A 22,666-nucleotide genomic window follows, 5' to 3' on the forward strand; every position below is an offset into this window, starting at 1 on the left:
GGATCAGGTCCGCGGTTTGACAGGAGCAGGGCCGCTCCGCCGTTGTGGACGTCCACGTCGACCGCCTGGCAGGGGCGCGGGAGCAGTCGATACGCGGGGCGGTCGTGGTGGCTTGGGCCCCGACTTCGGACCGCCTTCCGGCTTCTTCAGGGTCGCGAGGAAGTTGGCCAGATCGTGCTGGCGCACCTCTCCGACCTCGCCCGGAGGTAGATCGTCCAGAATGAACGGGCCATAGGCGGTGCGGATGAGCCGGCTGACCTGCAGACCCAGATGCTCCAGCACGCGGCGAACTTCGCGATTCTTCCCTTCGCGCAGCCGCATCTCGACCCAGACATTGGCGCCGGTGCGGCGTTCCAGATTGGCGTCGATCGAGCCGTAGCGCACGCCGTCAATTTCGATGCCTTCGATCAGATCCTCGAGCTGGGTTTGGCTGACATTGCCATACGCGCGCGCGCGATAGGCGCGCTCAACCCCGACCGACGGCAGCTCCAGCTGGCGCTTCAATTCCCCGTCCGTGGTCAGCAACAACAGCCCTTCGGTATTCAGATCCAGGCGGCCGACCGGAATGACGCGTGGCAGATCGCTGGGCAATTTGTCGTAGATGGTCGGGCGGCCCTTGGGGTCGCGCTCCGCCGTCAGCAAACCAGCGGGTTTATGATAGAGGAACAAGCGGGCAGCGCTGGGTGCCGCGACCGACTGGCCATCAACCGTGACGCCCTGCAACGACGTCACGATCGTGGCGGGCGTTTCGATCAGCTTGCCATCGATCGCGATGCGGCGGGCCTCGATCATGCGCTCGATTTCACGGCGCGAAGCGACGCCGGCGCGGGCCAGTAATTTGGCGATGCGCTGCGGCTCGCGGCCGGGGCGGGGGGCGGGTTTATCGTCGGATGGGGGCTGAGACACGTCGCGCTTCTAGACCATCGCGGCGCACCGTTCCCACAAAAAGCTTGCAGCCGATCCGATTAAAGGATTCTCAGGTGCGGATCGCGTTGCGGAGTATGCAGATGGCAGTGTTGATGCGGCAGATGATCGGGGCCCTTATCGGCCTCACGGCATTGGCCGCACCAACCCAGGCGCAACTGCCTCTACGCTCCGGATTCGCGACCACCGCATCCTCTGCGCTATCGCAGCAGCTGGCCGCCATCGCCAGCAGCGGGACCGGCCGGATCGGTATCGCGGCGACCAATCTGGATACGGGCGAGACGTTCGCCTTTGCGGGCCGCGATCCCTTTCCCATGGCCAGCACCGTCAAGATTGCGATTGCGGGCGCCTATCTGGACGGCGTGGATCGCGGCCGCTTCCATCTCGATCAACTCTATAGTCGCGGCCGGACCGTGATTCGCGCCGGACGACTGATCGAGCTGATGCTGATCCGCAGCGACAATGGCGCGGCCGACATATTGTTGAAGGAAGTGGGCGGCACCGCGGCCGTCAATGCGTGGCTGGCGCGCGCCGGCATTCGCGGACAGCGCATGGACCGGACGATCGCGCGGCTGGTGCTGGATGACCGCAGCCGCACCGGCAAGATCATTGCCAATCTGCCGCTCACGCCGCAGGACGTGGCGCAATCGACAAGCTTCACCGACGATGGCGAAGTCAATCCCGCCTTCATCGGGGATGCCCGCGATACGTCGACGCCGGCGGCGATGGTGGCGTTGCTGGCCAAGCTGCAGCAAGGCGCCTTGCTCAGCCCGCAAAGCACGAATTATCTGTTCGAGGTCATGACGCGCTGCGTTACCGGCGCGCATCGTATCAAGGCGCTGTTGCCACCGGGAACGCCGGTCGCGCACAAAACCGGTACGCTCGCAGGGGTGTCCGACGACGTTGGCATCATCAGTCTGCCGAACGGACATCGGCTTGCGCTGGCGATCTTCGCCAAGGGCATGCGGTCCGAATGGGAACGCGATCGGAGCATCGCCGAGGTCGCGCGCCTGCTGTACGATCGCTTCTTGGCAATGGGGCCGGCCCCGATGGCATGGGGCACGGCCCCCTGATCTAGGTTGCGGCGGTCGCTGTCGCCGGCTTGGATTCGCCCAGCACACCTTCCCATTTGGCGACGAGCGTGGAGGCAACCGCATTGCCGATGACGTTGGTACCGGTTCGCCCCATATCCAGAAACTGATCGACCGCGAGGATCAGCAGCAGCCCCGCTTCCGGAATGTGGAAGGTGGCAAGCGTGGACGAGATCACGACCAGGCTGGCCCGCGGCACGCTGGCAATGCCCTTGGACGTCACCATCAGCAGCAACAGCATCGTGGCCTGTTGGGTGAAGCTGAGATGGATGCCGTAGGCCTGCGCGATGAACATCGTCGCGAAGCTGCAATACATCATCGAACCGTCGAGATTGAACGAATAGCCCAGCGGCAAGACGAAGCCTGCCACGCGCGGCGGCACGCCGAATTCTTCCAGCGCCTCCAGCGTGCGCGGGAATGCAGCCTCGGAAGATGCGGTCGAAAAGGCGATCAGAAATGGTGCGCGAATGAAGCGGAACAGGTCCTTCGCACGCCCGGCGCCGACCGCCACGACGGCCACGCCGAACAGGATCGCCCACAAAACCGCGAGCGCCAGATAGAAGCCGCCCATGAAATAGCCAAAGGTCCACAGGATGCCGAGGCCTTCCTTGAACACCGCGCTGGTCACGGCGGCAAAGACCGCGACCGGCGCCAGTCGCATGACATAATCGGTGATCGTCAGCATCAGCTGCGCGAGTGAATCCATCGCCTTCACGATCGGCTCAGCCTTCTCGCCGATGGCGGTGCATGCCACGCCGGCGAAGGTTGCGAAGATCACGATCTGCAGGATCGCATTCTTGGCCAAGGCGTCGAAGATCGAGCTCGGCACGAGATCGAGAATGAATTCCTTCAGCACGAAATGCGCCTGCGCGACGCCGTTCGCCTCGTTCACCGGCGGCAGGGGAAGACCCAGGCCGACGCCCGGTCGAATGACGTTGACGAACATGAGACCAAGGGTGATCGAGACGAGGCTGGCCAGCAGGAACCAGCCGATCGTGCGCGCCCCCATGCGGCCCAGCGCGGAACGATCCCCCATATGGGCGATGCCACCGACCAACGTCGCGAACACAAGCGGCGCGATGATCATCTTTATCAGCTTGAGGAACAATCCAGTCAGGATCGAAAGCCCATCCGTGATCGTTGCGGTAGCGGATGGATCAGTGATCGTCTGATTAAGACCGAAACCGACGACGATTCCCAAGATCATCGCGGCGAGGATGTAGATCGTTATTCGCTTGGCCACACATGCTCTCCCAATGGGCATGCTGGTCGGGGCAAAGGGGCGGGTCGTCAAGCCTGCAGCAAGTGAGGGCGCATGTTGTTCGGAAAGCGTGAACGGACAGTGAAACGCATTCTTATCGTGGAGGATGAGCCCCTCGTCGCGTTCGACAACGAACATTCGCTGCGTGAAGCCGGCTACGAAATCGTCGCGACGGTCGATACAGTTCCCAATGCAATCAAGGCGATGGACGATGACGTGCATCTTGTCCTGGCCGATGTGAATCTATCGGACGGCGGCAGCGGGCAGGATGTCGCGCGGGCCGCCCAGTCGCGGGGGGTGCCGCTAATCTTCGTCACGGGTGGTTCTCCGCCCGATGCGCGCACGCTGGCGGTGGGCGTGCTGTCCAAGCCCTATAGCCAACGCGATCTTATCTCTGCCATCGACAGCGTGGACGCCAAGCTGTCCGGCCGCGTCCCGAAGCGCATTCCCAAGACCTTTACCCTGTTCACCGACTGAGGGGGCGATCCCGCGCCGGGTTGGTCAGGGCGATCGGCGGGCGGGCGGCTTCCCTGACGCCACTTTTGCGCTAAGCATCGTGCGAACAGTCAAGGGTGAGGGCGAGTGGCGGGAAAGATTGGCGGCCTGGCGTTGCTGCGGAGCGCGTTGAGCGATCGCAAGACGGCGCTGATGCTGGCCTTCGGTTTTTCGGCAGGCCTGCCTTTCACGCTTTTGATCGGCACATTGAACGCGTGGCTTGGGGAGGCCAAGGTCAGCCTCGCCACCATCGGCATCCTGTCGTGGATCGGGCTCGCATACGGCTTCCAATTCCTCTGGTCGCCGCTGGTCGATCAGGTGCGGCCGCCCTTATTGGCGCGCTTCGGAAGGCGGAGGAGCTGGATCTTCCTGTGCCAGGGCCTGCTGGTCTTGTGCTTCCTGTTGCTGGCCACGATGGACCCGGCCGTCTCTTTGGGCGGTGTCGCCGGGCTGGCAGTGCTCGGCGCATTCCTCTCTGCGACGCAGAATATCGCGCTCGACGCCTGGCGTGTCGACGTCGCCGATGAGCGCGCGACCGTCGAAATCCTGTCATCCATCTATCAGTTCGGCTTCCGCATCGCCGCGCTGGTCGGAGGAGCGTTTGCGTTGGTGCTGGCCGCGCAGACGACGTGGCAGTCGGTCTACGCGATCATGGGCGGACTGATGGCGCTCTGCATGCTCGCGACCGTTGCGGCGCCGGATACGCCGTCGCCCGAGGGCCAGAATGTCGTGCCGCTCGCAGGGTTCAACGTGCCGAACAGGCGGGAGCGCACGATCGGCCTGCTGGTGGTTGGCGCCGGATGGATCTGGGCGATCGCCACGCTAGCGGCTTTCATGGTCAAGGCGCTGCATGGCCCCGACGCTGACGGAAAACCCGTATCGGCAGTGAAATTCACGAGCAATTACGGGCCCTGGATCGTCATCGCGACGATCCTGATACCGGCGATCGTCGCGGCCTGGCTCAACGGCCAAGTTGCGCATGACGGGGAAGCGGACCCGACCGGCCGGCTGAGCCGGGGCGCAGACCGGCTGTATCGCGCACTGGTCCTGCCATTGGGGGAATTGATCGAACGCCTGCGCTGGGGCGCGATCATCGTGTTCGGCCTGATCCTGACCTATCGCCTGTGCGAGTCGATTTGGGGCCCGTTCGCCTATCCCTTCTACCTGCAATATATGCATTACACGAACGAGGAGGTCGCGTTCGCCTCGAAGGTGTTCGGCATCGTCATGCTGATCGTCGGCACCGCGCTGGGTGGCGTCCTCTTCGCCACGATCGGGCGGCTGCCGACGTTGCTGGTCGGCGCCATCATCACGGCGCTCGCCAATCTGCTCTATGCGGATCTGGCTGCGGGCGGGGCGTGGCTGGACGCTTTCTCGCACATGTTCGCGATCGATCGCATGACCGGGGTTTTCGGGTTCGACCTGCGCATGAACCGGCTACTTGTGACAATCGGGATCGAGAATACGTGCAGCGGATTGGCCGGGGGAGCCTATGTCGCGTATCTGTCCTCGATCACGTCGAAGCAGCATAGCGCCGTGCAATATGCGCTTCTGTCTTCGCTGACGATGCTGATCGGTGCGCTTGGCCGCGCCGCTTTTGGTGAACGCATTCAGGATTATGGCTATGCGACGATGTTCCGCTTTGCGGCGGTCATCGGCATCATCGGCATCGCCTTCGTCCTGTTCGAATGGATCCGGGTCGCCCGAATGGAGCGCAATCGTGAGCCGGGTGGGACGGGCGCGGCCGGCTGATATGCCGGCCCCTTCACAGTTTCAGCCGGTGATGGGGAGCCGGATCGATCCGTCGGGCTCATATTCCAGCGCGCTATAGGCGACCACGACGTCCAGCGTGATCGGACCATAGATATGGGGGAAGAGCGCGCCGCCACGCGACGGCTCCCACTTCACGGCATCGCCCAGCGCGTCGAGGTCGATCGCAACCAGCTGAAGCCCGTCCTGTCCGGCATAATGCTTTCGGAGCGTCTCCTCCAGCTGATCTGCCGTGGACAGATGGATATACCCGTCTTCCAGATCGACCGGGGAGCCTGCGAAGCTGCCATCCTGTTCCAGCGCCGAAAGCTGGTCGGCGGTAAGGACTTTATAACCGATCGTCTCGGGCACGGGCATTTTCCTATTCCGTCTCGTTGTCGGATTCGCCGCCATCGGACAGATCTTCGCTCGTATCGGCATCGACCTGCGGATCGATCTCGGGCGAAATCTGCTCGATCTCGCTGCGCACATCGTCTTCGGCCTCGTCCTCATTCTCTTCGATCCGGGCGGCGGAAACGACATGTTCGTTGTCCGCGACCCGGAAGATGATGACGCCCTGCGTGTTTCGGCCGATGACACGAATATCGCCGACGGAGGTCCGGATCAGCTTTGCCTGATCCGATACAAGCATAAGCTGCTCGCCATTGTGGGCGGGGAAGCTCGCCACGACCGGGCCGTTGCGATCCGATGAGACGATATTCGTGATGCCCTGACCGCCACGGTTGGTGCGGCGATATTCGTAGGCAGAGGTGCGCTTGCCATAACCGTTGGCGGTAACGGTGAGGATGAATTCCTCCGCCGCCTCGAACTCAGCCATGCGATCGGCACTGAGCGTGATCTCCCGGTCGCCTTCCTTCCAGGGCGCGGCCTTCAGATAATCCTCACGCTCCTGCGGCGTCGCCTCGAACCCGCGCAGCACGGACAGCGAGATGACTTCGTCGTCGCCGGTCAGCCGCGCGCCGCGCACGCCAGTCGAATCGCGGCTCTGGAATTCCCGGACATCGGTCGATGCGAAGCGGATGGCGCGGCCGTTGCGGGTGGCGAGCAGGACATCATCCTGTTCGGTCAGCAGCGAAACGCCGATCAGGCGGTCGTCCGAACCTTCTTCGAACCGCATCGCGATCTTGCCGGAAGAGCGGATATTGGCGAACGCGTCCATCGAATTGCGCCGCACGCTGCCCTTCGCCGTCGCGAACATGACGTGAAGCTTGCCCCACTCCGCCTCATTCTCGGGCAGCGGCAGGACGGTCGAGATTTTCTCTCCCTCGGCCAATGGCAGCAGGTTGATCATCGGCCGGCCACGCGCCTGCGGCGCACCTTCCGGCAGACGCCACACCTTCATGCGGTAGACCTTGCCATGGGTGGAGAAGAACAGGACCGGCGTGTGCGTCGAGGTGACGAACAGCTTGGCGATCGCATCCTCTTCCTTCGTGCCCATGCCGGAGCGGCCCTTGCCGCCCTTATTCTGGGTTCGGAACGTCTGGAGTGGCGTGCGCTTGATGTAACCGCCGATCGTGACCGTCACGACCATGTCTTCACGCTCGATCAAATCTTCGTCGTCGATCCCGTCGGCCGCGGCCGCAATCTCGGACCGGCGCGGCGTCGCGAAGGCGGCGGAGATGGCATCGAGCTCTTCTTCCATCACCTCGAACAGGCGGCGGCGGTTGCCCAGAATTTCCAGTAGTTCGCCGATCGATTGGGCAAGCTGCTCCAGCTCGCCGCCGATTTCATCCCGACCAAGCCCGGTCAGGCGATGGAGGCGGAGGTCCAGGATGGCGCGAACCTGAAAATCGGACAGGCGATACGTGTCGCCTTCGATCTCGGCCTCGACCGCCTCGACCAGCCGAATATATTGGGCGATCTCGGCAATCGGCCAATCGCGGGCCGACAGGGCAGCGCGGGCCTCAACGGGCGAGGCGGAACCGCGGATGATCTTCACCACCTCGTCGAGGTTGGTGACGGCGACCACCAGGCCGAGCAAGACGTGTGCCCGTTCGCGCGCCTTCAGCAGCTCGAACTTGGACCGGCGGGTGATGACTTCTTCCCGGAAGCTGATGAACGCTTCGAGAATGTCGCGCAGCGACAGCACTTCCGGCCGGCCGCCGCGGAGCGCGAGCATGTTGGCCGGGAAGCTGGTCTGCGCCTGGGTATGGCGCCACAGCTGGTTGAGCACGACCTCGGGCGTGGCGTCGCGTTTCAGATCGATCACGATTCGCACGCCGAACCGGTTCGATTCGTCCCGAATGTCGGAAACGCCCTCGATCCGCTTGTCCTTGGCGGCCTCGGCGATACCCTCGACCAGACCGGCCTTGCCGACCTGATAGGGAATTTCGGTCAGCACGATCGACTGCCGATCGCCGCGGCCTTCCTCGATCACATAGCGCGACCGCATGATGATCGAGCCGCGCCCGGTGGTATAGGCGCTGCGCGCACCGCTGCGGCCAAGAATCAGCGCGCCGGTCGGGAAATCGGGAGCGGGCACGATCTCCATCAACTCTTCGTCTGTGATGCGATCGCCATCATTGACCATCCGATCGATCATCGCCTTGCAGGCAATGATGACCTCGCCCAGATTATGCGGCGGGATGTTGGTGGCCATGCCGACGGCGATGCCGCCGGCGCCGTTGACCAACAGATTGGGGAAGCGGGCCGGGAGGACCAGTGGTTCCTCCCGCGAGCCATCGTAATTCGGTCCGAAATCGACCGTGTCTTTTTCGATATCTTCCAGCAGCGCCATCGCCGCCTTGGACAGGCGCGCTTCGGTGTAGCGCATCGACGCCGGCATATCCGGGTCCATCGATCCGAAATTGCCCTGGCCGTCGACCAGCATGACCCGCATCGCCCAATCCTGGGCCATGCGCGCAAGTGCCATGTAGATGGAGGAATCGCCGTGCGGATGGTAATTGCCCATCACGTCGCCGACGATCTTGGCGGACTTGCGATAAGGACGGCCGGGAACGAAGCCGCCTTCCTGGCTCGCATAAAGAATGCGGCGATGAACCGGCTTCAGGCCGTCACGGACATCCGGCAGAGCGCGCGCGACGATGACCGACATGGCATAGTCGAGATAGCTCGACTTCATTTCGTCGACGATGTTGATGGGAGAGATGTCGCTGCCGTCGATGACAGGCGGGGTCGTGGCCAAGAAGTTGTTCCGTTCGGTTGATGAGGCGGCGCGCGGCCGTGCAACCCACCTTAAGCATCACGCGTCGATAAAACTACCCCGCACCATCGCGCGGGTACCAAACCAGCGTGCTTAGATTTCGAAATCCGGACGCTTGCCGTCGCGCTCCGGATCCCGCGTCAGACGGGCGTGGAGCTGCTTTACCGTCGTGCTGCCGGTGCGCTTGCACAGAGCCGGCACCAGTGCATGAACGAAGCAGCCCAGCGCACCGACCAGCATGGCCACGCCAAAGCTGCCCGCAACCTGCAGATGTTCAGCATAGCTTTCACCCACGCTTTCGGGGTGATCGATAAAGAGGCGCCGGATCATGATGTGGGTTTACCTTGGCCACCTTGGGCAGGCAATCGCAACCTGCACCGGTTGCCGGTTTATGCCGTTCAGCTTGCCCCAACCGAAAGGCGCTATTAGCAAGCGCCAAAGCTTTTGCCGGAGCTTCTCGACTCCGGCCAGTGGGAGATGACGCAGATGAGGATCGTATCCACCATGGCCGTAGCGCTCGCGCTCGGCGGCGCGCTCGTGGCCGCGCCCAGCTATGCTGCAAAGAAGGAAGAGAAAGCAGCCGCGAGCAAGGCGACCCCCGCCGTGCACAAGGCTGCGTTCGAAGCGCAGAAGGCCGCGGAGGCGGGCGACATCCCGACCGCGTTGACCAATTACAACACGGCCAAGGCGGCGATCGTCAATGACGACGACAAGTTCATGGTCGGTCAGATCGGCTATTCCATCTATCAGAAGAACAAGGACGACGCGCTTCAGGGCGAAGCGATCGACCTGATGGTGTCCAGCGGCAAGGCGCCACCGGAGACGCAGGCCAAGCTGCTCGTCGCGCAGGGCCAGATCGCCTATAATAAGCGGGATTATCCCAAGGCGCTGACCGCTCTGCAGGCGGCACAGGCCGCCGGCGCGCCCGATTCCGATATCGTCCCGATGATGGTCGAGGCCTATGCTGCCAGCGGCCAGACGCTGCAGGCACTGAAGACGCTTGATGCCGGCATCACCAAGCAGCGGGCCGCCAACCAGCCGGTGCCGATCGAGTGGTTCCAGCGCGGGATCGCCATCGGCTATCGTGCCAAGGCAAACCCGACCGACATTCCGGCGATCAACAATGCGACGCTGGAAATCAGCAAGCAGTGGGTTGCCGCCGATCCGCAGAAGAAGAATTGGAGCGCCGCGCTTCAAATCTATCAGGAGCAGTTCAAGCTCGACAATGACGCCCGTATCGACGTGTTCCGCCTGATGCGTGCGGCGGGCGTGCTGTCCGGCGACGCCGATTATCGCGAATATGCCGACCTGGTCTATCTGCGCTTCCCCAATGAGGCCATGCAGGTCCTGCAGGAAGGCAATACCAAGGGTATCGTCAACCTGACCGGCAAGAGCGATGCCTCCGACGTGATGGGTATCGTCAAGGGCAAGGTCGCGGCGGACAAGGCTTCACTGCCTGCAACCGACAAGTCGTCGCGCGCATCCGCCAGCCCGAAGGGCGCGATCAGCACCGCGGATGCCTATGTCGGCTATGGCCAATATCAGCAGGCGGTGGACCTTTATAAGGTCGCGCTGACCAAGAGTGGCGTCGATGCCGGTCTGGTCAACCTGCATATGGGCTGGGCGCTGGCCCTGGCCGGCGATACCGCCGGTGCAAAGGCCGCTTTCGCCGCCGTGACCGGCGCGCGTAAGCCGATCGCCGATTTCTGGGTGATCCACCTCGATCATCCCACGACCGCGAACGCGGCGGCTTCCTGAGCGGCGACATTCGCGAAGGAAAGGGCGGCGGTTTCGCCGCCCTTTTTTTGTTCAGCCGACGTCGACCGGAATGCCGCACGATACTTTGGACGTACGGATGGTCAGCGAGGTTTTTACGCTCGCGACATTCGGCGCGGGCGTGAGCTTCGATGTCAAAAAGCTCTGAAAGGATTGAAGGTCGTGCGCCACGATCTTCAGGATGAAATCAATTTCGCCATTGAGCATGTGGCACTCACGCACCTCCGGTAATTCCGCGACATGCGATTCGAACGATTTCAGCGCGTCTTCAGCCTGGCTGCGCAGGCTCACCAGAACGAACACCATGATGCCATAGCCCAGCTGGGCCGCATCCAGCTCCGCATGATAGCCCCGAATGACCCCGGCTTCTTCCAGGGCGCGCATCCGGCGCAGGCAGGGCGGGGCGGTCAGGCCGACTCGGCTGGCCAGTTCGACATTGGTGATGCGTCCTTCTTCCTGAAGGATACCAAGAATTGCCCGATCAAGTTCGTCGATGGTCGTCACAGCTGCCATTTCGGCATCATCCCGTCTCTTTTATGGGGCTCCTGCATAATATAATTTCGACTGCGCGCAACATCCGGCCAACCTGTTTAGGGCACGCCGCCCCCTTGCCAGCACCGATCAGCGTCCGCTAACGGAACCCGGCGTGGGCCTGTAGCTCAATTGGTTAGAGCCGGCCGCTCATAACGGCTTGGTTGCGGGTTCAAGTCCTGCCGGGCCCACCACCCGCCTCCGAGCCTTATTCGTCGGACGACGTGCCGAAGCCGTAAGCAAGGAAGTTCGGTACAGGGCCGTTCCAGCCGTCATCGGCCGGCTCTGGCGCGTTCCGTGGCTGCACAGCCTGTGGCTCACGCTCGCGCACAGGCTCTTCCCGTGCCACGCGCTTGGGCGCCTTGGTACGATCGGACGTCGCCTGGGGCTTCTCCGTACGATCCTCGACTGCAGCCTCCGCATCGCGCTGCCTTGCGCGTGCGGGCTTACCAGCGTCGCCCTTGGCAGGGGACGCCTTCTTGCCGCCACGCGATGTGCGGCCGCCAGCGCCACGTACGGGCTCTTCAGCCTCTGTTTCGCTGGAAGGCGCTGCCGCCGCGGCGGTCTGCCCGACGCGCGGAATCTTCATGCCCGTCAGCTTCTCGATATTGTCGACCGCCTCGGCATCCTCGGGCGTGACGAGCGTTATCGCCTTGCCGGTGGCGCCAGCTCGGCCGGTGCGACCGATGCGGTGGATATAATCGTCCGGATGCCATGGCACGTCGAAGTTGAACACGTGGCTGACGCCCTTGATGTCGAGGCCGCGCGCGGCAACATCCGACGCCACAAGGACATTGATCTCGCCATTCTTGAAACGATCGAGCTCGCGAATACGCTCGGCCTGTTCCATATCGCCGTGGATCTGGCTCGCCTTGAAGCCGTTGCGCTGCAGCGACTCGGCAAGATCGCGGACTGTCGTCTTGCGATTGGAGAAAATGATCGCCGTCTTCAGATCGTCGGCGTTCAGCAAGCGGCGCAGCGTGTCGCGCTTGTTGCGCGACGAGGTCTCGACCAGCGACTGCTCGATCGAAAGATTGGCGGTGGCCGGGCGCGAAACTTCAACCTGCTTGGGATTGGACAGGAACCGATCCGCCAGCTTCTTGATCGGCGCCGGCATCGTTGCCGAGAACAGCAGCGTCTGCCGATTGGCGGGCAATTTGGTGCAGATCTCCTCGATGTCGGGGATGAAGCCCATATCGAGCATGCGATCGGCTTCGTCGATGACAAGCAGCGAGCAGCCGGTCAGCAATATCTTGCCACGCCCGAACAGATCCATCAGCCGGCCCGGGGTGGCGATGAGAACATCGACGCCCTTTTCGAGTGCCGCGACCTGCTCGCCCATGTTCACGCCGCCGATGAGCAATGCCATCGAAAGCTTATGATATTTACCGTATTTCTCGAAATTCTCGGCAACCTGCGCAGCAAGCTCGCGGGTCGGTTCCAGGATCAGCGAGCGCGGCATGCGCGCCCTGCTGCGCCCGTGGGCGAGAATGTCGATCATCGGCAGCACGAAGGACGCGGTCTTGCCGGTCCCGGTCTGGGCGATGCCGATCAGGTCGCGATTCATCAGCACAGGGGGGATCGCCCCCGCCTGGATGGGCGTAGGCTCTGTATAGCCCGCCTCACTGATGGCGCGCAGTAATTCTTCGGATAGGCCGAGGTCGGCGAAAGTCATGGGCGTCCGGGCTAAGGCCTGCAGGCGCACGCAAGTGGCGCCGCTAAGGGCACGGTCGCTAAGGAACGAAAGAGGCGTTGGTGTCAAGCTAAACGCGAGCAAATCAGCCGCGTCTTCGGTGATATGATCGCGAAAGAACAGAAAAACGCAAGATGTTGCCTCAGCGTGCGGCGATCAGCTTCCGAAATTTGTCGATTGCGCATTCGCCGCCAGCGCGATCGCGGATCGCGTCGCGGTCCGCGCAAATCTTGCCGTCGGCGGACGGCACCAGATAGAAACCGCTATAATAATCCAGCCCCGGGCACGACGCCGCAAAGCGCGCCCGCATGCGATATCCCCCGCGCAACACCAGATCGACCGAGGTTCGCGCCAGTACGCCCGCCGCCAATATGTCCTCGATCTGCACGCAGCGCGGGCCCTTCTTCTCGCGCAGCGCGGCAGCCGGCACTACCGACAAGCTTGACGTCTGCACGCGCACGACCACGCGCGAGCGAAAGCTCAACTGTGCCAGCTCGACCGAATCCGTGGTCCGAACCGAAGCAACAGACGCTTGTGGGGTGAGCGTCACAAGCGCCCCCGCGAGCAAAAAGAATGTCACGATTCTCGAACCATAATGCTGTCGCTCGTTCCGCTTTTGGCTTTAATGGCGGATGAACTGGCCGTGCGCCAAGCCCGTGCGCTATAGTCCCGTCATGACCTGTGTTCCCGACGCAACAATCTTGACCGCGCTCGCCGAAATTCTCGGCCCCAAAGGCTTCACAACAGATCCGGCGGCAATGCAGCCCTGGCTGAGCGACTGGCGCGACCGTGTGCATGGTCAGGCTGCCGCGCTCGTGTCGCCCGCCACGGTGGACGAGGTCCAACAGATTGTCCGCCTTGCGGCGCAGGGGCGGGTGGCGCTGGTTCCGCAGGGAGGGAACACCTCGATGGTGGCCGGCGCGACGCCGTCGGCGCAGGGTGGCGCGTTGCTGCTCTCGATGCGGCGGATGAACAAGATCCGCGGCCTATCCCCGGACGACAATGTCGCGGTTGCCGAGGCAGGCGTGGTGTTGAGCGACCTTCATGCTGCGGCAGAAACCGTCGACCGCCGCTTTCCCTTAAGTCTTGGCGCGAAAGGCAGCGCCACGATCGGCGGCCTTATCTCCACCAATGCCGGCGGCACGCAGGTCCTGCGTTTCGGGACAATGCGTGCGTTGGTGGTGGGCATCGAAGCCGTTCTGCCTGATGGCGGGCGATTCGATGGGCTGTCGGCGCTGCGGAAAGACAATCGCGGCTATGACCTGCGGCAATTGTTGATCGGGGCGGAAGGCACGTTGGGTATCGTGACGGCGGCGAGCCTGCGGTTGGTATCGGCGGTCGGATCGCGCGCCGTGGCATGGGTGGGATTGGCCGATCCCCATGCCGCGCTGCGGCTGCTGCGCCGGCTGGAGAGCGCGACCGGCGACGCGATCGAAAGTTTCGAAGCGATGCCGGCCAACGCACTGGCGATGGTGCTGCGTCACATTCCCGGGACCCGGGCGCCCCTCCAAGGCCAGCATGGCTGGAACATCCTGATCGAGGCGACGGCGCCCGCTGGTGCGGCGGAGCCGTCCGAGCGGCTGACCGCCTTGCTCGCGGACGCCGCGGCCGATGGCCTGATCGAAGATGCCGCCATCGCCAGCAACGAGGCGCAGGCCGAAGCCTTCTGGAAGCTGCGGGAAAGCATTGCCGAAGCGGAGCGGGTCGACGGGCCGGCCGCCAAGCACGACATTTCGGTGCCGGTTTCGGCAATGCCGACCTTCCTTTTGGACGCACGCGTCGCTGTGGAACAGCGGTTCACGGGATCGCGGGTGCTGGGTTTCGGCCATCTCGGCGACGGCAATATTCACTTCAACGTCCAGCCACCCGTCGACGCCGACGGAAAACGCTGGCTGGCGGAGGAGGGGCCGAAGGTGAGCAGCTTCGTGCACGATCTGGTGGCGGCCCGCGGCGGATCGATGTCGGCCGAACATGGCATCGGGCAGCTGAAGTTGGCGGAATTTGCACGAACGATCGATCCCGTGCGGCTTGGCGCCTTGCGGGCGATCAAGCAGGCCATCGATCCGCAGGGCATCATGAACCCTGGAAAACTGATCCCGGCCGGCTGAACATCGGCGCGTAAGATGCTGTCCCGCAAGGTTGCGCCCGCGCGCACGAGACAATAGAGGGCGGCCTTTCCGCGGGGGCGGGCACGATCACCTCCGCTCCATTCTCAGGAGAGATAAGCGATGGCGAGCGTTCCCGGCAATTCGGGTCTTCCGATGCTGTACCAGGACCTGGTACCCCTTTCGAGCCAGGAGCATGCGACGTGGAAGCTGCGTCCGATGCAGTCGCTCGAATTCATCGGGCAGGTTCATGCCATCCCGCTGACCGTCGACGAATTTCCGATCGCCCAGCGTTTCTTCCCGATCGTCTTCTCGGTCGGCTCCGATCCGGTGCCCTTGGCCCTGATGGCGCTCAATGAGGGTGTGAACGTCTTCGTCAACGAAGACGGCAGCTATCGCGACAACACCTATCTCCCGGCCTTCATTCGTCGGTACCCCTTCATGCTGGCCCGTCTGCGCGACGATAGCGACGAAATGTCGCTGTGTTTCGACCCGAGCCGTGGTGTGCTGGGCGATTATGAGGACGGCGTGCCATTGTTTGAAAATGGTGAGCCCACGCAGGCGGTGAAGGATATGCTGGGCTTTTGCGAGCAGTTCGAGATTGCGGCGCAGCGGACGACCGCCTTCATGAAGGACCTGGTCGAGACCGGTTTGCTGGAGGATGGCGAACTGAACATCCAGCATCAGTCCAGCCCCAATCCCTACCTGTACCGTGGCTTCGGCATGGTGAACGAAGAAAAGCTGCGGGATCTGCGCGGGGACCAGCTGCGCAAGATGAGCCAGAACGGCATGCTGACGCTGCTCTATGCTCATCTGTTCTCGCTTGGGCTCGTCAGCGACATTTTCGGCCGTCAGATGGAGCTGGGCAAGGTGCCGACGCAGCAGCCGGTGCTGCAGAACGTCTGATCGATTCGGGGTGATCGCGGCCGGATGCGACGGTTTTCAGACGAAAAAATCGTAAAGTCTTGAAACCCTTTTGCCGCTCACCTATTCTAATGTTGATGCCTCGCCGTGTTCCCCTTTCGCGGCCGGGCATTAGCGCGCTTCGGCGCGCTTCCTCCCTGAACCTTGGCCACTCCGTGCGAAAGCACGGGGTGGCTTTTTTGTCAGGGCCTTCGATTACTCGGCTGCGATCGCCGACGGGGGCTGCGTAGCGGCCACGGCTGCGTCGGCGAGCGACGATAGCAGCTTCTGCATCGCCGGCAGCCCCGCGGAGGGCGTGCGCATGTCGCGTTCCAGATACAGTGTACGATCGATCTCAATCTGGACGGCATGGACGTTGTCGTCTGGCCGCCCGTGGCGGACCAGGCCATACGCACCTGCATAAGGCGCGTTCAAGGCCGTGGGATAGCCATAGCCGCGCGCCACCCGTGCCATCTCGGCTGCCACGCCTTTTCCTGCCGAACGGCCGTGCTTGTCCCCGATCACGATACGGGCCGCGCGCGTGCCCGGCAAAGGCGGCATCGAGTGACAATCGATCAGGACGGCATGGCCGAAACGGGCACAGGCCGCGTCGAGCGCAGCGGCGATCGCCGCGTGATATGGACCATGAATGAGTTCCAGACGGGCAGCGGCTGCCTCCGAGGAGGGCAAAGCCTGCCACAGGTTCCGCTTGCCGAGCCGGTCCGGCAGCAGGCCCAGGCCGGATCGCGCACGCGCACTCGCGGCGCCGCCACTGCCGGGCGGATCGCGCTGCGCCGGGTTCAGGTCTTCTTCCCCCCGGTTCAGATCGATGCAGGCACGGGCGATCCTGGCGACGATCGCAATCGCTCCGCGCTCGACCGCCAATTGGATCAGCAGATCGGCGTGGCGATCCTCCAATTGCTCCAAAAGCTGCAGCGGCACCGCGCTCGCCGCGACCAGGGTTGGCGGATAATAGCGTCCCGCATGGGGCACGGCGCACACTAACGGGCTGACGGGCTCTGCGGGCCCGAGCCGTTCGAACAGAGGCAGGCGGGTGAGGGCGGCCGCGGGCATGCCGTTCCTGATAAAAGGAAAAGCCGCGTCCTGCACACGAAATGATCGGCACCCATAATTGATGCGGATCGCGGGTTGCGCGATGCAAACCCCTCGGCTAACAGCCGCGAACCCCTTTCCGGGCGCGATTCATTTGCGCCCAGTGGGCGTGTAGCTCAGTGGTAGAGCACTGTGTTGACATCGCAGGGGTCGCAAGTTCAATCCTTGCCACGCCCACCAGAATTACCCCGCCAATCCAATGGGTTGGCGGGGTTTTTCATGGATGCGGCCAGCGTCCCCCTGGATTGCGCCGAGCAATCGACTGGTCGATGCGCACCCGGCCAAATTTGCCCGGCCCCTTGTTCAGACGCTGCCCATCACTTGCTGGGCAAAGCGCTCCATCTCCTCCGCTTGTGGGCTCATCTGGAGGAGGAGCAGGTCGAGCCCGGCCGCCTCATATTCCTCGATTCGCGCCTTCAGCTGTTCGGGTGTACCAACAAGATTAGGGCGCAAGCCCCTGTTGGAGACTGAATATTCCTGGATCTTGAGCTCGCGCTCCAATTGTGTTCCCGATAACCATTGATCGAAATTGGCGTAGCCGGCGGGCAATTCGCTGACGGTCGTGATCCGCTCCAATTCGCGCTTTGCTTCTGCCTCGCTATCGCGGACGATCGCATAGGCCGCCATGCCGTAACGCATCGGGCTACCGCCAGCCGCCTGTCGCCGCTGCGCCATGTCGGCGATCTTCGGTGCGATCGCTGACACGGGATCGCCATGCATGACATAAGCGTCGCATTGGGCCGCAATCATCGTCTTGGCCTTTTCGCTCTCGCCGCCGGCATAGATTGTCGGGCGGCGGGCGGGCTTCGGCGCGCAAATCGCCGCTTCCGTGCGGTAATATTGCCCCGAGAAGCTGAAACGCTCCTGTGTCCACAGGCCATCCACGACGTTCAGCCATTCGGATGTGCGGGCGTAGCGATCATCATGTTCGTCAAACTGCAGGCCATATTGGCGGGCTTCGTCCGCCCACCAGGAGGATACGACATTGAGCGCCAGCCGACCTCCCGAAATTCGGTCGATATTGGCGGCCGCCTTGGCGAAGAGCGCCGGCTGATGGAAATTGGGGCGGACCGCGACCATCAGTTCGATCCGCTCCGTCACTGCGGCCAGCGCAGCGGCGGTCGACCAGGCGTCCAGCGCGGGCTGATCGACCCCTTTGATATCATTGAGGTTGAGCTCGGCAATCAAGGTGAGATCGTAGCCCCAGCGTTCCGCATTCTGCGTCAAACGGCGGGTATAGTCCCAGCTCGCCTCCATGCCTTCCTCGGCAACGTTGCGCAGCCAGCCGCCGAAAACGGGCGTCCAATATCCGTATCGCATCAACCCGCTTCCTCGATCCGCTTGACCAGATAGTCGACCAGCCGCTCGTGCGGATCCCAGCCTAGAACATCCAAGGGATTCGCCACAAAGTTCGATAAGGCATTGATATCGTAGAAGCGTGGCGTGCCATCACGATCGTCGATCATTACTTCGATCCCGCCCACGTCGAGGTTCGCCGCGAAGGCGATACGCTCGGCGGCGTCGATCAAGGCCGCAGGCGGGCGAACGGCCGTCATGCGGATCGAGGAGCCGACCGCACAGGCATCCGCCGGGCAGAGGTCGAACGCGCCGCCACCCGCGACATCGATCGCATAGAGGAAGGTGCGATTAAGGGTTTCGATCCGGGTGATGACGCCATCGCGCGCGGGCACATAATCCTGCACCAGCAATACGCCGTCGACGCTGCTGGGCAATTCACCGGCCGCGATCGTATGCCGCAGCTGGTCCATCGTGTCGAAGCGAACGATGCCGGCACCCGATCCGCCGATATTCGCTTTGACTACGAGCGGAAAGCCGATCGCCGCAGCGGCGGCTTCCACGTCGGTGGCGCGGTGCACGACCCGCGTTGCCGGTATCGCCAGACCCAGCGAGGCGAGGAGGGAGAGTTGCCGTGCCTTGGAGGAGTCGATGGACAGCACGTCCGGACCGTTGATCACATGCGCGCCGGACCGGCGCCAATGATCCAGCAGTGCGAGAGCATGGAAGATCGGATGCTCCCCGCTGCGCAAGAAGCTCGACATCGCAACGCGGTTGAAGACTATGGGTGCAGGTGCGGTGCGATCCGCCGGATCGAAATGCCCGTCCGGATACAAGCGCTCATATCGGATACCGCGACGATCCAGCGCGCCGAATAGCGGGGTGAACCACGCGGGATGCTCGTAGAGAATTGCTAACTGGGCCATACTGTTACCACCCGCCACCGAAACGCCTGTCGTGTCACGGGACGGCCGCGGTTTCCAGTCGAGCACTGCTTCGGGGGCGGGAAGAAAGGCTTGTCGTGGGACGGATAAGGCCGTCGATCCCCTATCCGACGAACAGGCTCAGCAGCAACACGAACACGAGCCCGCATAGCCCAACGATCGTTTCCATCAGCGACCAGGATCGGAACGTATCGCGCAGGCTCAGGCCGAAATATTCCTTGAACATCCAGAAGCCCGAATCATTCACGTGGCTGCACATCAGGCTGCCCGCTCCCACCGCCAGCACCATCAAATTGGGGTTCACATGGCTGCTCACGACCAGCGGGTGCACCAGGCTGGCGGCAGTAAGGCCAGCGACAGTGGCGGAGCCGAGCGCGATGCGGATGGCGAAGGCGATCAGCCAGCCCAGCATCAAGGGCGGCAGGGGAATATCCTGGAACAGCGCCGCCAGCTGAACGTCGGCGCCGCTGTCGATCAGCACCTGTTTCAGTGCGCCCGCACCACCGATGATCATCAGGATCGTGGCAATATCGCGAACCGCGGTCCCGAAGCCCTCCATGATATCACCAAGCGGACGACCGCGAGCCGTACCCAGCGCGATCGTGGCGATCACGACCGACAGCAGCAGGACGATCGTCGGATTGCCGACCAGACCGATCACCGCCTTTTGCCCGGGCGGAAGGCCCGGCGCATAATTGAGCGCAGTCGCCGCGCCGATCAGGATCACCGGCAGCAGCGCGCACACGAAGCTATTGAAAGCCCCGGGCAGGGCATCGCTGCTCGTTTCCGAAGGCTTGAACAGGGTAGAGGGGGTGCCGACGATCCCCTTGAGCGTGGTCGAAAACAGCGGGCCGGCGATCAGGAGGGTCGGAATTCCGACGATCAGACCATAGAGCAAGGTCGTGCCGATATCGGCGCCGAATTGCGTCACCAGCGCCGTCGGGGAGGGGTGAGGTGGCAGAAAACCGTGCGCGATCGACAGGCCGGCCAGCAGTGGCATGCCGACATATACTGCGGGTAATTTTGCACGGTAGGTGATCGAAAAGATCAGCGGCACCATCAGAACGAAGCCGACATTGTAATAAAGCGGAATGCCAACGATGAACCCCGTAAAGGTCATCGCGATCGGCAGCCGTTGCTGGCCGAACAGCCGGGTGAGGCTTTCCGCGATACGCTCCGCCGCGCCGCTATCGGCGATGAGCTTCCCGAACATCGCGCCAAGGATGATCACGCCGGCAAGCGACCCGAGAAGATCGCCAATGCCATGCTCCATGCTCGCCGGGATCTTGGCAAGCGGCATACCCAGCATCAGGGCAGCGGCCAGTGCGGAAACCACGAACGCAACGAAGGGCGGCGCCTTCAACACCGCGATCAGCAGCACGAGCAGGGCGACGGCAGCGATAATCGGCAGCAATGTCATCCGGGCGGTCTATCGGCCCTAGGGTGCAGCGTCGAGGTGAACCGGTTACGACTTTGGTCGCGATAGCGATGCGGTCACAGCCGCGCATGCCATCTTCGGCCGGGAGCGTTGCGCCGCCTGTGCCACCCCGCTAGGCGGGCATGAGGAGGCGCCTGTTGACCCAAGAATTTTCGCCCTTGATCGTCGGGATCGGCGGTACGTCGCGTGCCCACTCCACCAGCGAGCTGGCGGTGCGCTGCGCCCTGCTGGCAGCGGAGCGCCTGGGCGCGCGGACGCGGCTGATCGATGGCGCTTTGATTTCGGGTCTGCCGCTCTACGTGCCAGGCCGGACGGAGCGCACCGATGACGAAATGGCCTTCATCAGCGCGGTGCGCGAGTGCGATGGCGTCATTGTCGCATCGGCTGGCTATCATGGCAGCATTACCGGGCCGGTGAAGAATGCTCTGGATCTGCTGGAGGATCTTGCTCGGGACAACCGCCCCTATCTCGACGGCTGCGCATTCGGTGCGATCGTCAGCGCGTTCGGCTGGCTGGCGTGCGGTACTACGCTCGTCACCCTACGCTCGATCGCCCATGCTTTGCGTGCCTGGCCAACACCTTATGGTGCGGCTTTCGTGCCCGAAGGCAAAGTCTTCGAACAGGATGGCACCGCGCTGGACGCCAAGATTGGCGATCAGATTGGTCTGGTGGCACGACAGGTGGTCGATTTTGCGCGTTGGCGGAAGGCCGGCTCAGCTATCTGAAGCGGCGGGAGACCGGATCAGCAGCGCGCCGGCAGCAACCCGCTTCAGCGCCGTATCGAGCGGCATCTCCCTTTCCCAGCCAACCCATGCCTCTTCCAGCGCCGCACGGTCGCGTGTGCCGTCCAGCAGGGGGATCAGATGCCGTAGGTCCGCATCCTGCAGTCCGATCAGCTGATGGGCCAGCGTCGCTACAGTCGGCGATCTCTGGGCAATCTGCATACGCGCGAGCGGACTGGCTTGCGGCATGCGGGGTATGCCGATCGCAAAGCGCGGCGCTGTCGTCGCGAGCTTGACGACATCCTCCAGCGCATAATGGCGCAGGCTGGCCAGCAATCCGGCGTCTGCGGCGAGGCTGTTGACGGCTACCCAATCCGGCCGCCGGTCGATCAGCGCGCGTAACAGGGCGGCACGGCGAGGATCGCTGACCCGGACGCTTCGTTGGCCCGTCTGAAACAAGCCATCGCTGGTTTCCCTGGCATCGGTCGTTGCCCACATGGCGGTCAATGCGTCGTCCGCAGCCACCCGGGAAAAAGGTGCCTCGGCATGGACGAACAGGCTGGCCCGGAAGTAGCGGCCCTTCGCGTAATCCATGGCCTGCAGGCGTTTCAGCAAATCGTCTTCGCTTATGTGCGCCCGATCCGGATCGAGGAAACCCTTGTCGAGGCCGCCGCCTGACGCTTCGCCCAGATAGTTAAGGCCATGGCTGCGCGCGTCCTCAACGGCGGCGGTCAGCGATTGCGGGACGTAAAAGGCGTTCATGACGTCGTGGAACAGCAGCCCGTCCGATGACGCGAGTGCTGCCTCGGCTTCGCGGCGCATGGCAGCGGTGATCGGCTCGTCTCCCGCCCGCGGCGTCGCAAAGGGGCGAAGCAGGGCGCGAACCGCTGCGAGCTGTTTGGCGGGCTCCATGATGTCGGCAACGTGGTGGCGGATCATCTGGCGCAGGGCGATACGGCTATGGCCCCCCGGGAACGTATTGTAGCTGACGAAGGCGACCCCCTTTGGCGAGAGCATCCGTCGGATCAGGGGCATGACGGCGGTGCGCACCACATCCGGAACCCAAGCATAGATGCCGTGCGCACTGATATAATCGAACGGTCCGTCCAGGCGATCAGCCGCCTCCAATATATCCATCACCAGGTGACGGACATTGGTTATGCCGGCCGCCTCTGACCAGCCGCGGCCCCGCGCGATCGGCCGCTCGGCAATGTCGAAATTGACGAATTCGGCATGCGGGAAGGCGGCGGCCAGCGCGATCGCATCAAGCCCGTCGCCGCCGCCGATCTGAAGCACGCGCGCGGACTCCACCGCCGGTGGATCCAGTCCATGGAGCTTGGCAAGCGCCGCCATCCGATCCGGATGGGTCTTGCGAAAGAGCATCGATGGGTAGGCGACGTGATCGTAAGACGTGGGCTCAGCGGTCATGCCGTGTCTTTAG

Annotated in this window: 20 protein-coding genes and 2 tRNA genes; 9 read left to right on the plus strand and 13 right to left on the minus strand. The window is 63.2% G+C overall.

Going from position 1 to position 22,666, the window contains the following annotated elements; genetic code table 11:
* Positions 1-3: 3 nt before the first annotated feature.
* Positions 4-906 carry a pseudouridine synthase gene (locus ACSBM8_RS08720; protein ID WP_442681232.1) on the minus strand — a complete coding sequence of 301 codons (903 nt, stop codon included), beginning with the start codon at positions 904-906 and terminating at the stop codon, positions 4-6.
* A 101-nt stretch (positions 907-1,007) separates the two neighbouring features.
* Here ACSBM8_RS08720 and ACSBM8_RS08725 point away from each other — a divergent pair, with 101 nt between their 5' ends.
* Positions 1,008-1,997 (plus strand): serine hydrolase, encoded by a 990-nt coding sequence (locus tag ACSBM8_RS08725; RefSeq protein ID WP_442681233.1) that lies wholly within the window; start codon positions 1,008-1,010, stop codon positions 1,995-1,997.
* A gap of 1 nt (position 1,998) precedes the next feature.
* Here ACSBM8_RS08725 and ACSBM8_RS08730 read toward each other — a convergent pair whose 3' ends face one another.
* The gene (locus ACSBM8_RS08730; RefSeq protein WP_442681234.1) at positions 1,999-3,258 is read right to left on the minus strand and encodes a dicarboxylate/amino acid:cation symporter; all 1,260 of its coding nucleotides are present in this window, start codon (positions 3,256-3,258) and stop codon (positions 1,999-2,001) included.
* 99 nt (positions 3,259-3,357) lie between these two features.
* Here ACSBM8_RS08730 and ACSBM8_RS08735 point away from each other — a divergent pair, with 99 nt between their 5' ends.
* Positions 3,358-3,753 carry a response regulator gene (locus tag ACSBM8_RS08735; protein WP_442681235.1) on the plus strand — a complete coding sequence of 132 codons (396 nt, stop codon included), beginning with the start codon at positions 3,358-3,360 and terminating at the stop codon, positions 3,751-3,753.
* Between the two features lie 105 nt (positions 3,754-3,858).
* Positions 3,859-5,523 carry an AmpG family muropeptide MFS transporter gene (locus ACSBM8_RS08740; protein ID WP_442681236.1) on the plus strand — a complete coding sequence of 555 codons (1,665 nt, stop codon included), beginning with the start codon at positions 3,859-3,861 and terminating at the stop codon, positions 5,521-5,523.
* A 21-nt stretch (positions 5,524-5,544) separates the two neighbouring features.
* Here the strand turns inward: ACSBM8_RS08740 and ACSBM8_RS08745 are convergent, their stop codons facing one another.
* The 3 genes from ACSBM8_RS08745 to ACSBM8_RS08755 form a co-directional block, all read right to left on the minus strand.
* Entirely contained in the window at positions 5,545-5,892 is a 348-nt protein-coding gene (locus ACSBM8_RS08745) for a DUF952 domain-containing protein (protein ID WP_442681237.1), read from the minus strand.
* Between the two features lie 10 nt (positions 5,893-5,902).
* Entirely contained in the window at positions 5,903-8,686 is a 2,784-nt protein-coding gene (gene gyrA, locus ACSBM8_RS08750; RefSeq protein WP_442681238.1) for a DNA gyrase subunit A, read from the minus strand.
* Positions 8,687-8,797: 111 nt separating this feature from the next.
* Complete coding sequence (locus ACSBM8_RS08755; protein WP_442681239.1) at positions 8,798-9,034, minus strand: DUF6356 family protein; 237 nt, start codon at positions 9,032-9,034, stop codon at positions 8,798-8,800.
* 174 nt (positions 9,035-9,208) lie between these two features.
* Between ACSBM8_RS08755 and ACSBM8_RS08760 the strand changes: the two genes are divergently transcribed.
* Positions 9,209-10,462: a hypothetical protein gene (locus ACSBM8_RS08760; RefSeq protein WP_442681240.1), complete on the plus strand. Its 1,254-nt coding sequence runs from the start codon at positions 9,209-9,211 to the stop codon at positions 10,460-10,462.
* Positions 10,463-10,513: 51 nt separating this feature from the next.
* On the opposite strand, the gene ACSBM8_RS08765 is transcribed toward ACSBM8_RS08760, so the two are convergent.
* A complete protein-coding gene (locus ACSBM8_RS08765; RefSeq protein ID WP_442681241.1) occupies positions 10,514-10,993 on the minus strand; it encodes an Lrp/AsnC family transcriptional regulator in 480 nt (159 codons plus the stop codon).
* Between the two features lie 135 nt (positions 10,994-11,128).
* Between ACSBM8_RS08765 and ACSBM8_RS08770 the strand changes: the two genes are divergently transcribed.
* Positions 11,129-11,205, plus strand: a tRNA-Ile gene (locus tag ACSBM8_RS08770).
* A gap of 14 nt (positions 11,206-11,219) precedes the next feature.
* Here ACSBM8_RS08770 and ACSBM8_RS08775 read toward each other — a convergent pair.
* Entirely contained in the window at positions 11,220-12,686 is a 1,467-nt protein-coding gene (locus tag ACSBM8_RS08775; protein ID WP_442681242.1) for a DEAD/DEAH box helicase, read from the minus strand.
* A 160-nt stretch (positions 12,687-12,846) separates the two neighbouring features.
* A complete protein-coding gene (locus ACSBM8_RS08780; protein WP_442681243.1) occupies positions 12,847-13,284 on the minus strand; it encodes a hypothetical protein in 438 nt (145 codons plus the stop codon).
* Positions 13,285-13,378: 94 nt separating this feature from the next.
* Here ACSBM8_RS08780 and ACSBM8_RS08785 point away from each other — a divergent pair, with 94 nt between their 5' ends.
* Together ACSBM8_RS08785 and ACSBM8_RS08790 are read left to right on the plus strand one after the other, a co-directional pair.
* Entirely contained in the window at positions 13,379-14,812 is a 1,434-nt protein-coding gene (locus ACSBM8_RS08785) for an FAD-binding oxidoreductase (RefSeq protein WP_442681537.1), read from the plus strand.
* Positions 14,813-14,932: 120 nt separating this feature from the next.
* Positions 14,933-15,715, plus strand: a complete 783-nt coding sequence (locus ACSBM8_RS08790) for a SapC family protein (protein WP_442681244.1) — start codon at positions 14,933-14,935, stop codon at positions 15,713-15,715.
* 213 nt (positions 15,716-15,928) lie between these two features.
* Here the strand turns inward: ACSBM8_RS08790 and ACSBM8_RS08795 are convergent, their stop codons facing one another.
* A complete protein-coding gene (locus ACSBM8_RS08795; protein ID WP_442681245.1) occupies positions 15,929-16,786 on the minus strand; it encodes an N-formylglutamate amidohydrolase in 858 nt (285 codons plus the stop codon).
* Between the two features lie 144 nt (positions 16,787-16,930).
* Between ACSBM8_RS08795 and ACSBM8_RS08800 the strand changes: the two genes are divergently transcribed.
* Positions 16,931-17,005, plus strand: a tRNA-Val gene (locus ACSBM8_RS08800).
* A 123-nt stretch (positions 17,006-17,128) separates the two neighbouring features.
* Here ACSBM8_RS08800 and ACSBM8_RS08805 read toward each other — a convergent pair.
* The 3 genes from ACSBM8_RS08805 to ACSBM8_RS08815 form a co-directional block, all read right to left on the minus strand.
* Positions 17,129-18,145, minus strand: coding sequence for an LLM class flavin-dependent oxidoreductase (locus ACSBM8_RS08805; RefSeq protein WP_442681246.1), 1,017 nt, complete (start codon positions 18,143-18,145; stop codon positions 17,129-17,131).
* Positions 18,145-19,047, minus strand: a complete 903-nt coding sequence (locus ACSBM8_RS08810; protein WP_442681247.1) for an ATP-grasp domain-containing protein — start codon at positions 19,045-19,047, stop codon at positions 18,145-18,147. The genes ACSBM8_RS08805 and ACSBM8_RS08810 overlap by 1 nt, the downstream gene beginning before the upstream one ends.
* A 121-nt stretch (positions 19,048-19,168) precedes the next feature.
* Complete coding sequence (locus ACSBM8_RS08815; RefSeq protein ID WP_442681248.1) at positions 19,169-20,485, minus strand: gluconate:H+ symporter; 1,317 nt, start codon at positions 20,483-20,485, stop codon at positions 19,169-19,171.
* 155 nt (positions 20,486-20,640) lie between these two features.
* On the opposite strand from ACSBM8_RS08815, the gene ACSBM8_RS08820 reads away from it, so the two are divergent.
* Entirely contained in the window at positions 20,641-21,228 is a 588-nt protein-coding gene (locus ACSBM8_RS08820; protein WP_442681249.1) for an NADPH-dependent FMN reductase, read from the plus strand.
* On the opposite strand, the gene ACSBM8_RS08825 is transcribed toward ACSBM8_RS08820, so the two are convergent.
* Complete coding sequence (locus ACSBM8_RS08825) at positions 21,217-22,653, minus strand: methyltransferase domain-containing protein (protein ID WP_442681250.1); 1,437 nt, start codon at positions 22,651-22,653, stop codon at positions 21,217-21,219. The two genes, ACSBM8_RS08820 and ACSBM8_RS08825, sit on opposite strands and share 12 nt — an antisense overlap.
* Positions 22,654-22,666 lie beyond the last annotated feature (13 nt).

Origin of the sequence: Sphingomonas sp. ASY06-1R (assembly GCF_052180265.1) — a bacterium.
In the GTDB taxonomy this organism is placed as follows: Bacteria; Pseudomonadota; Alphaproteobacteria; order Sphingomonadales; family Sphingomonadaceae; genus Sphingomonas_I.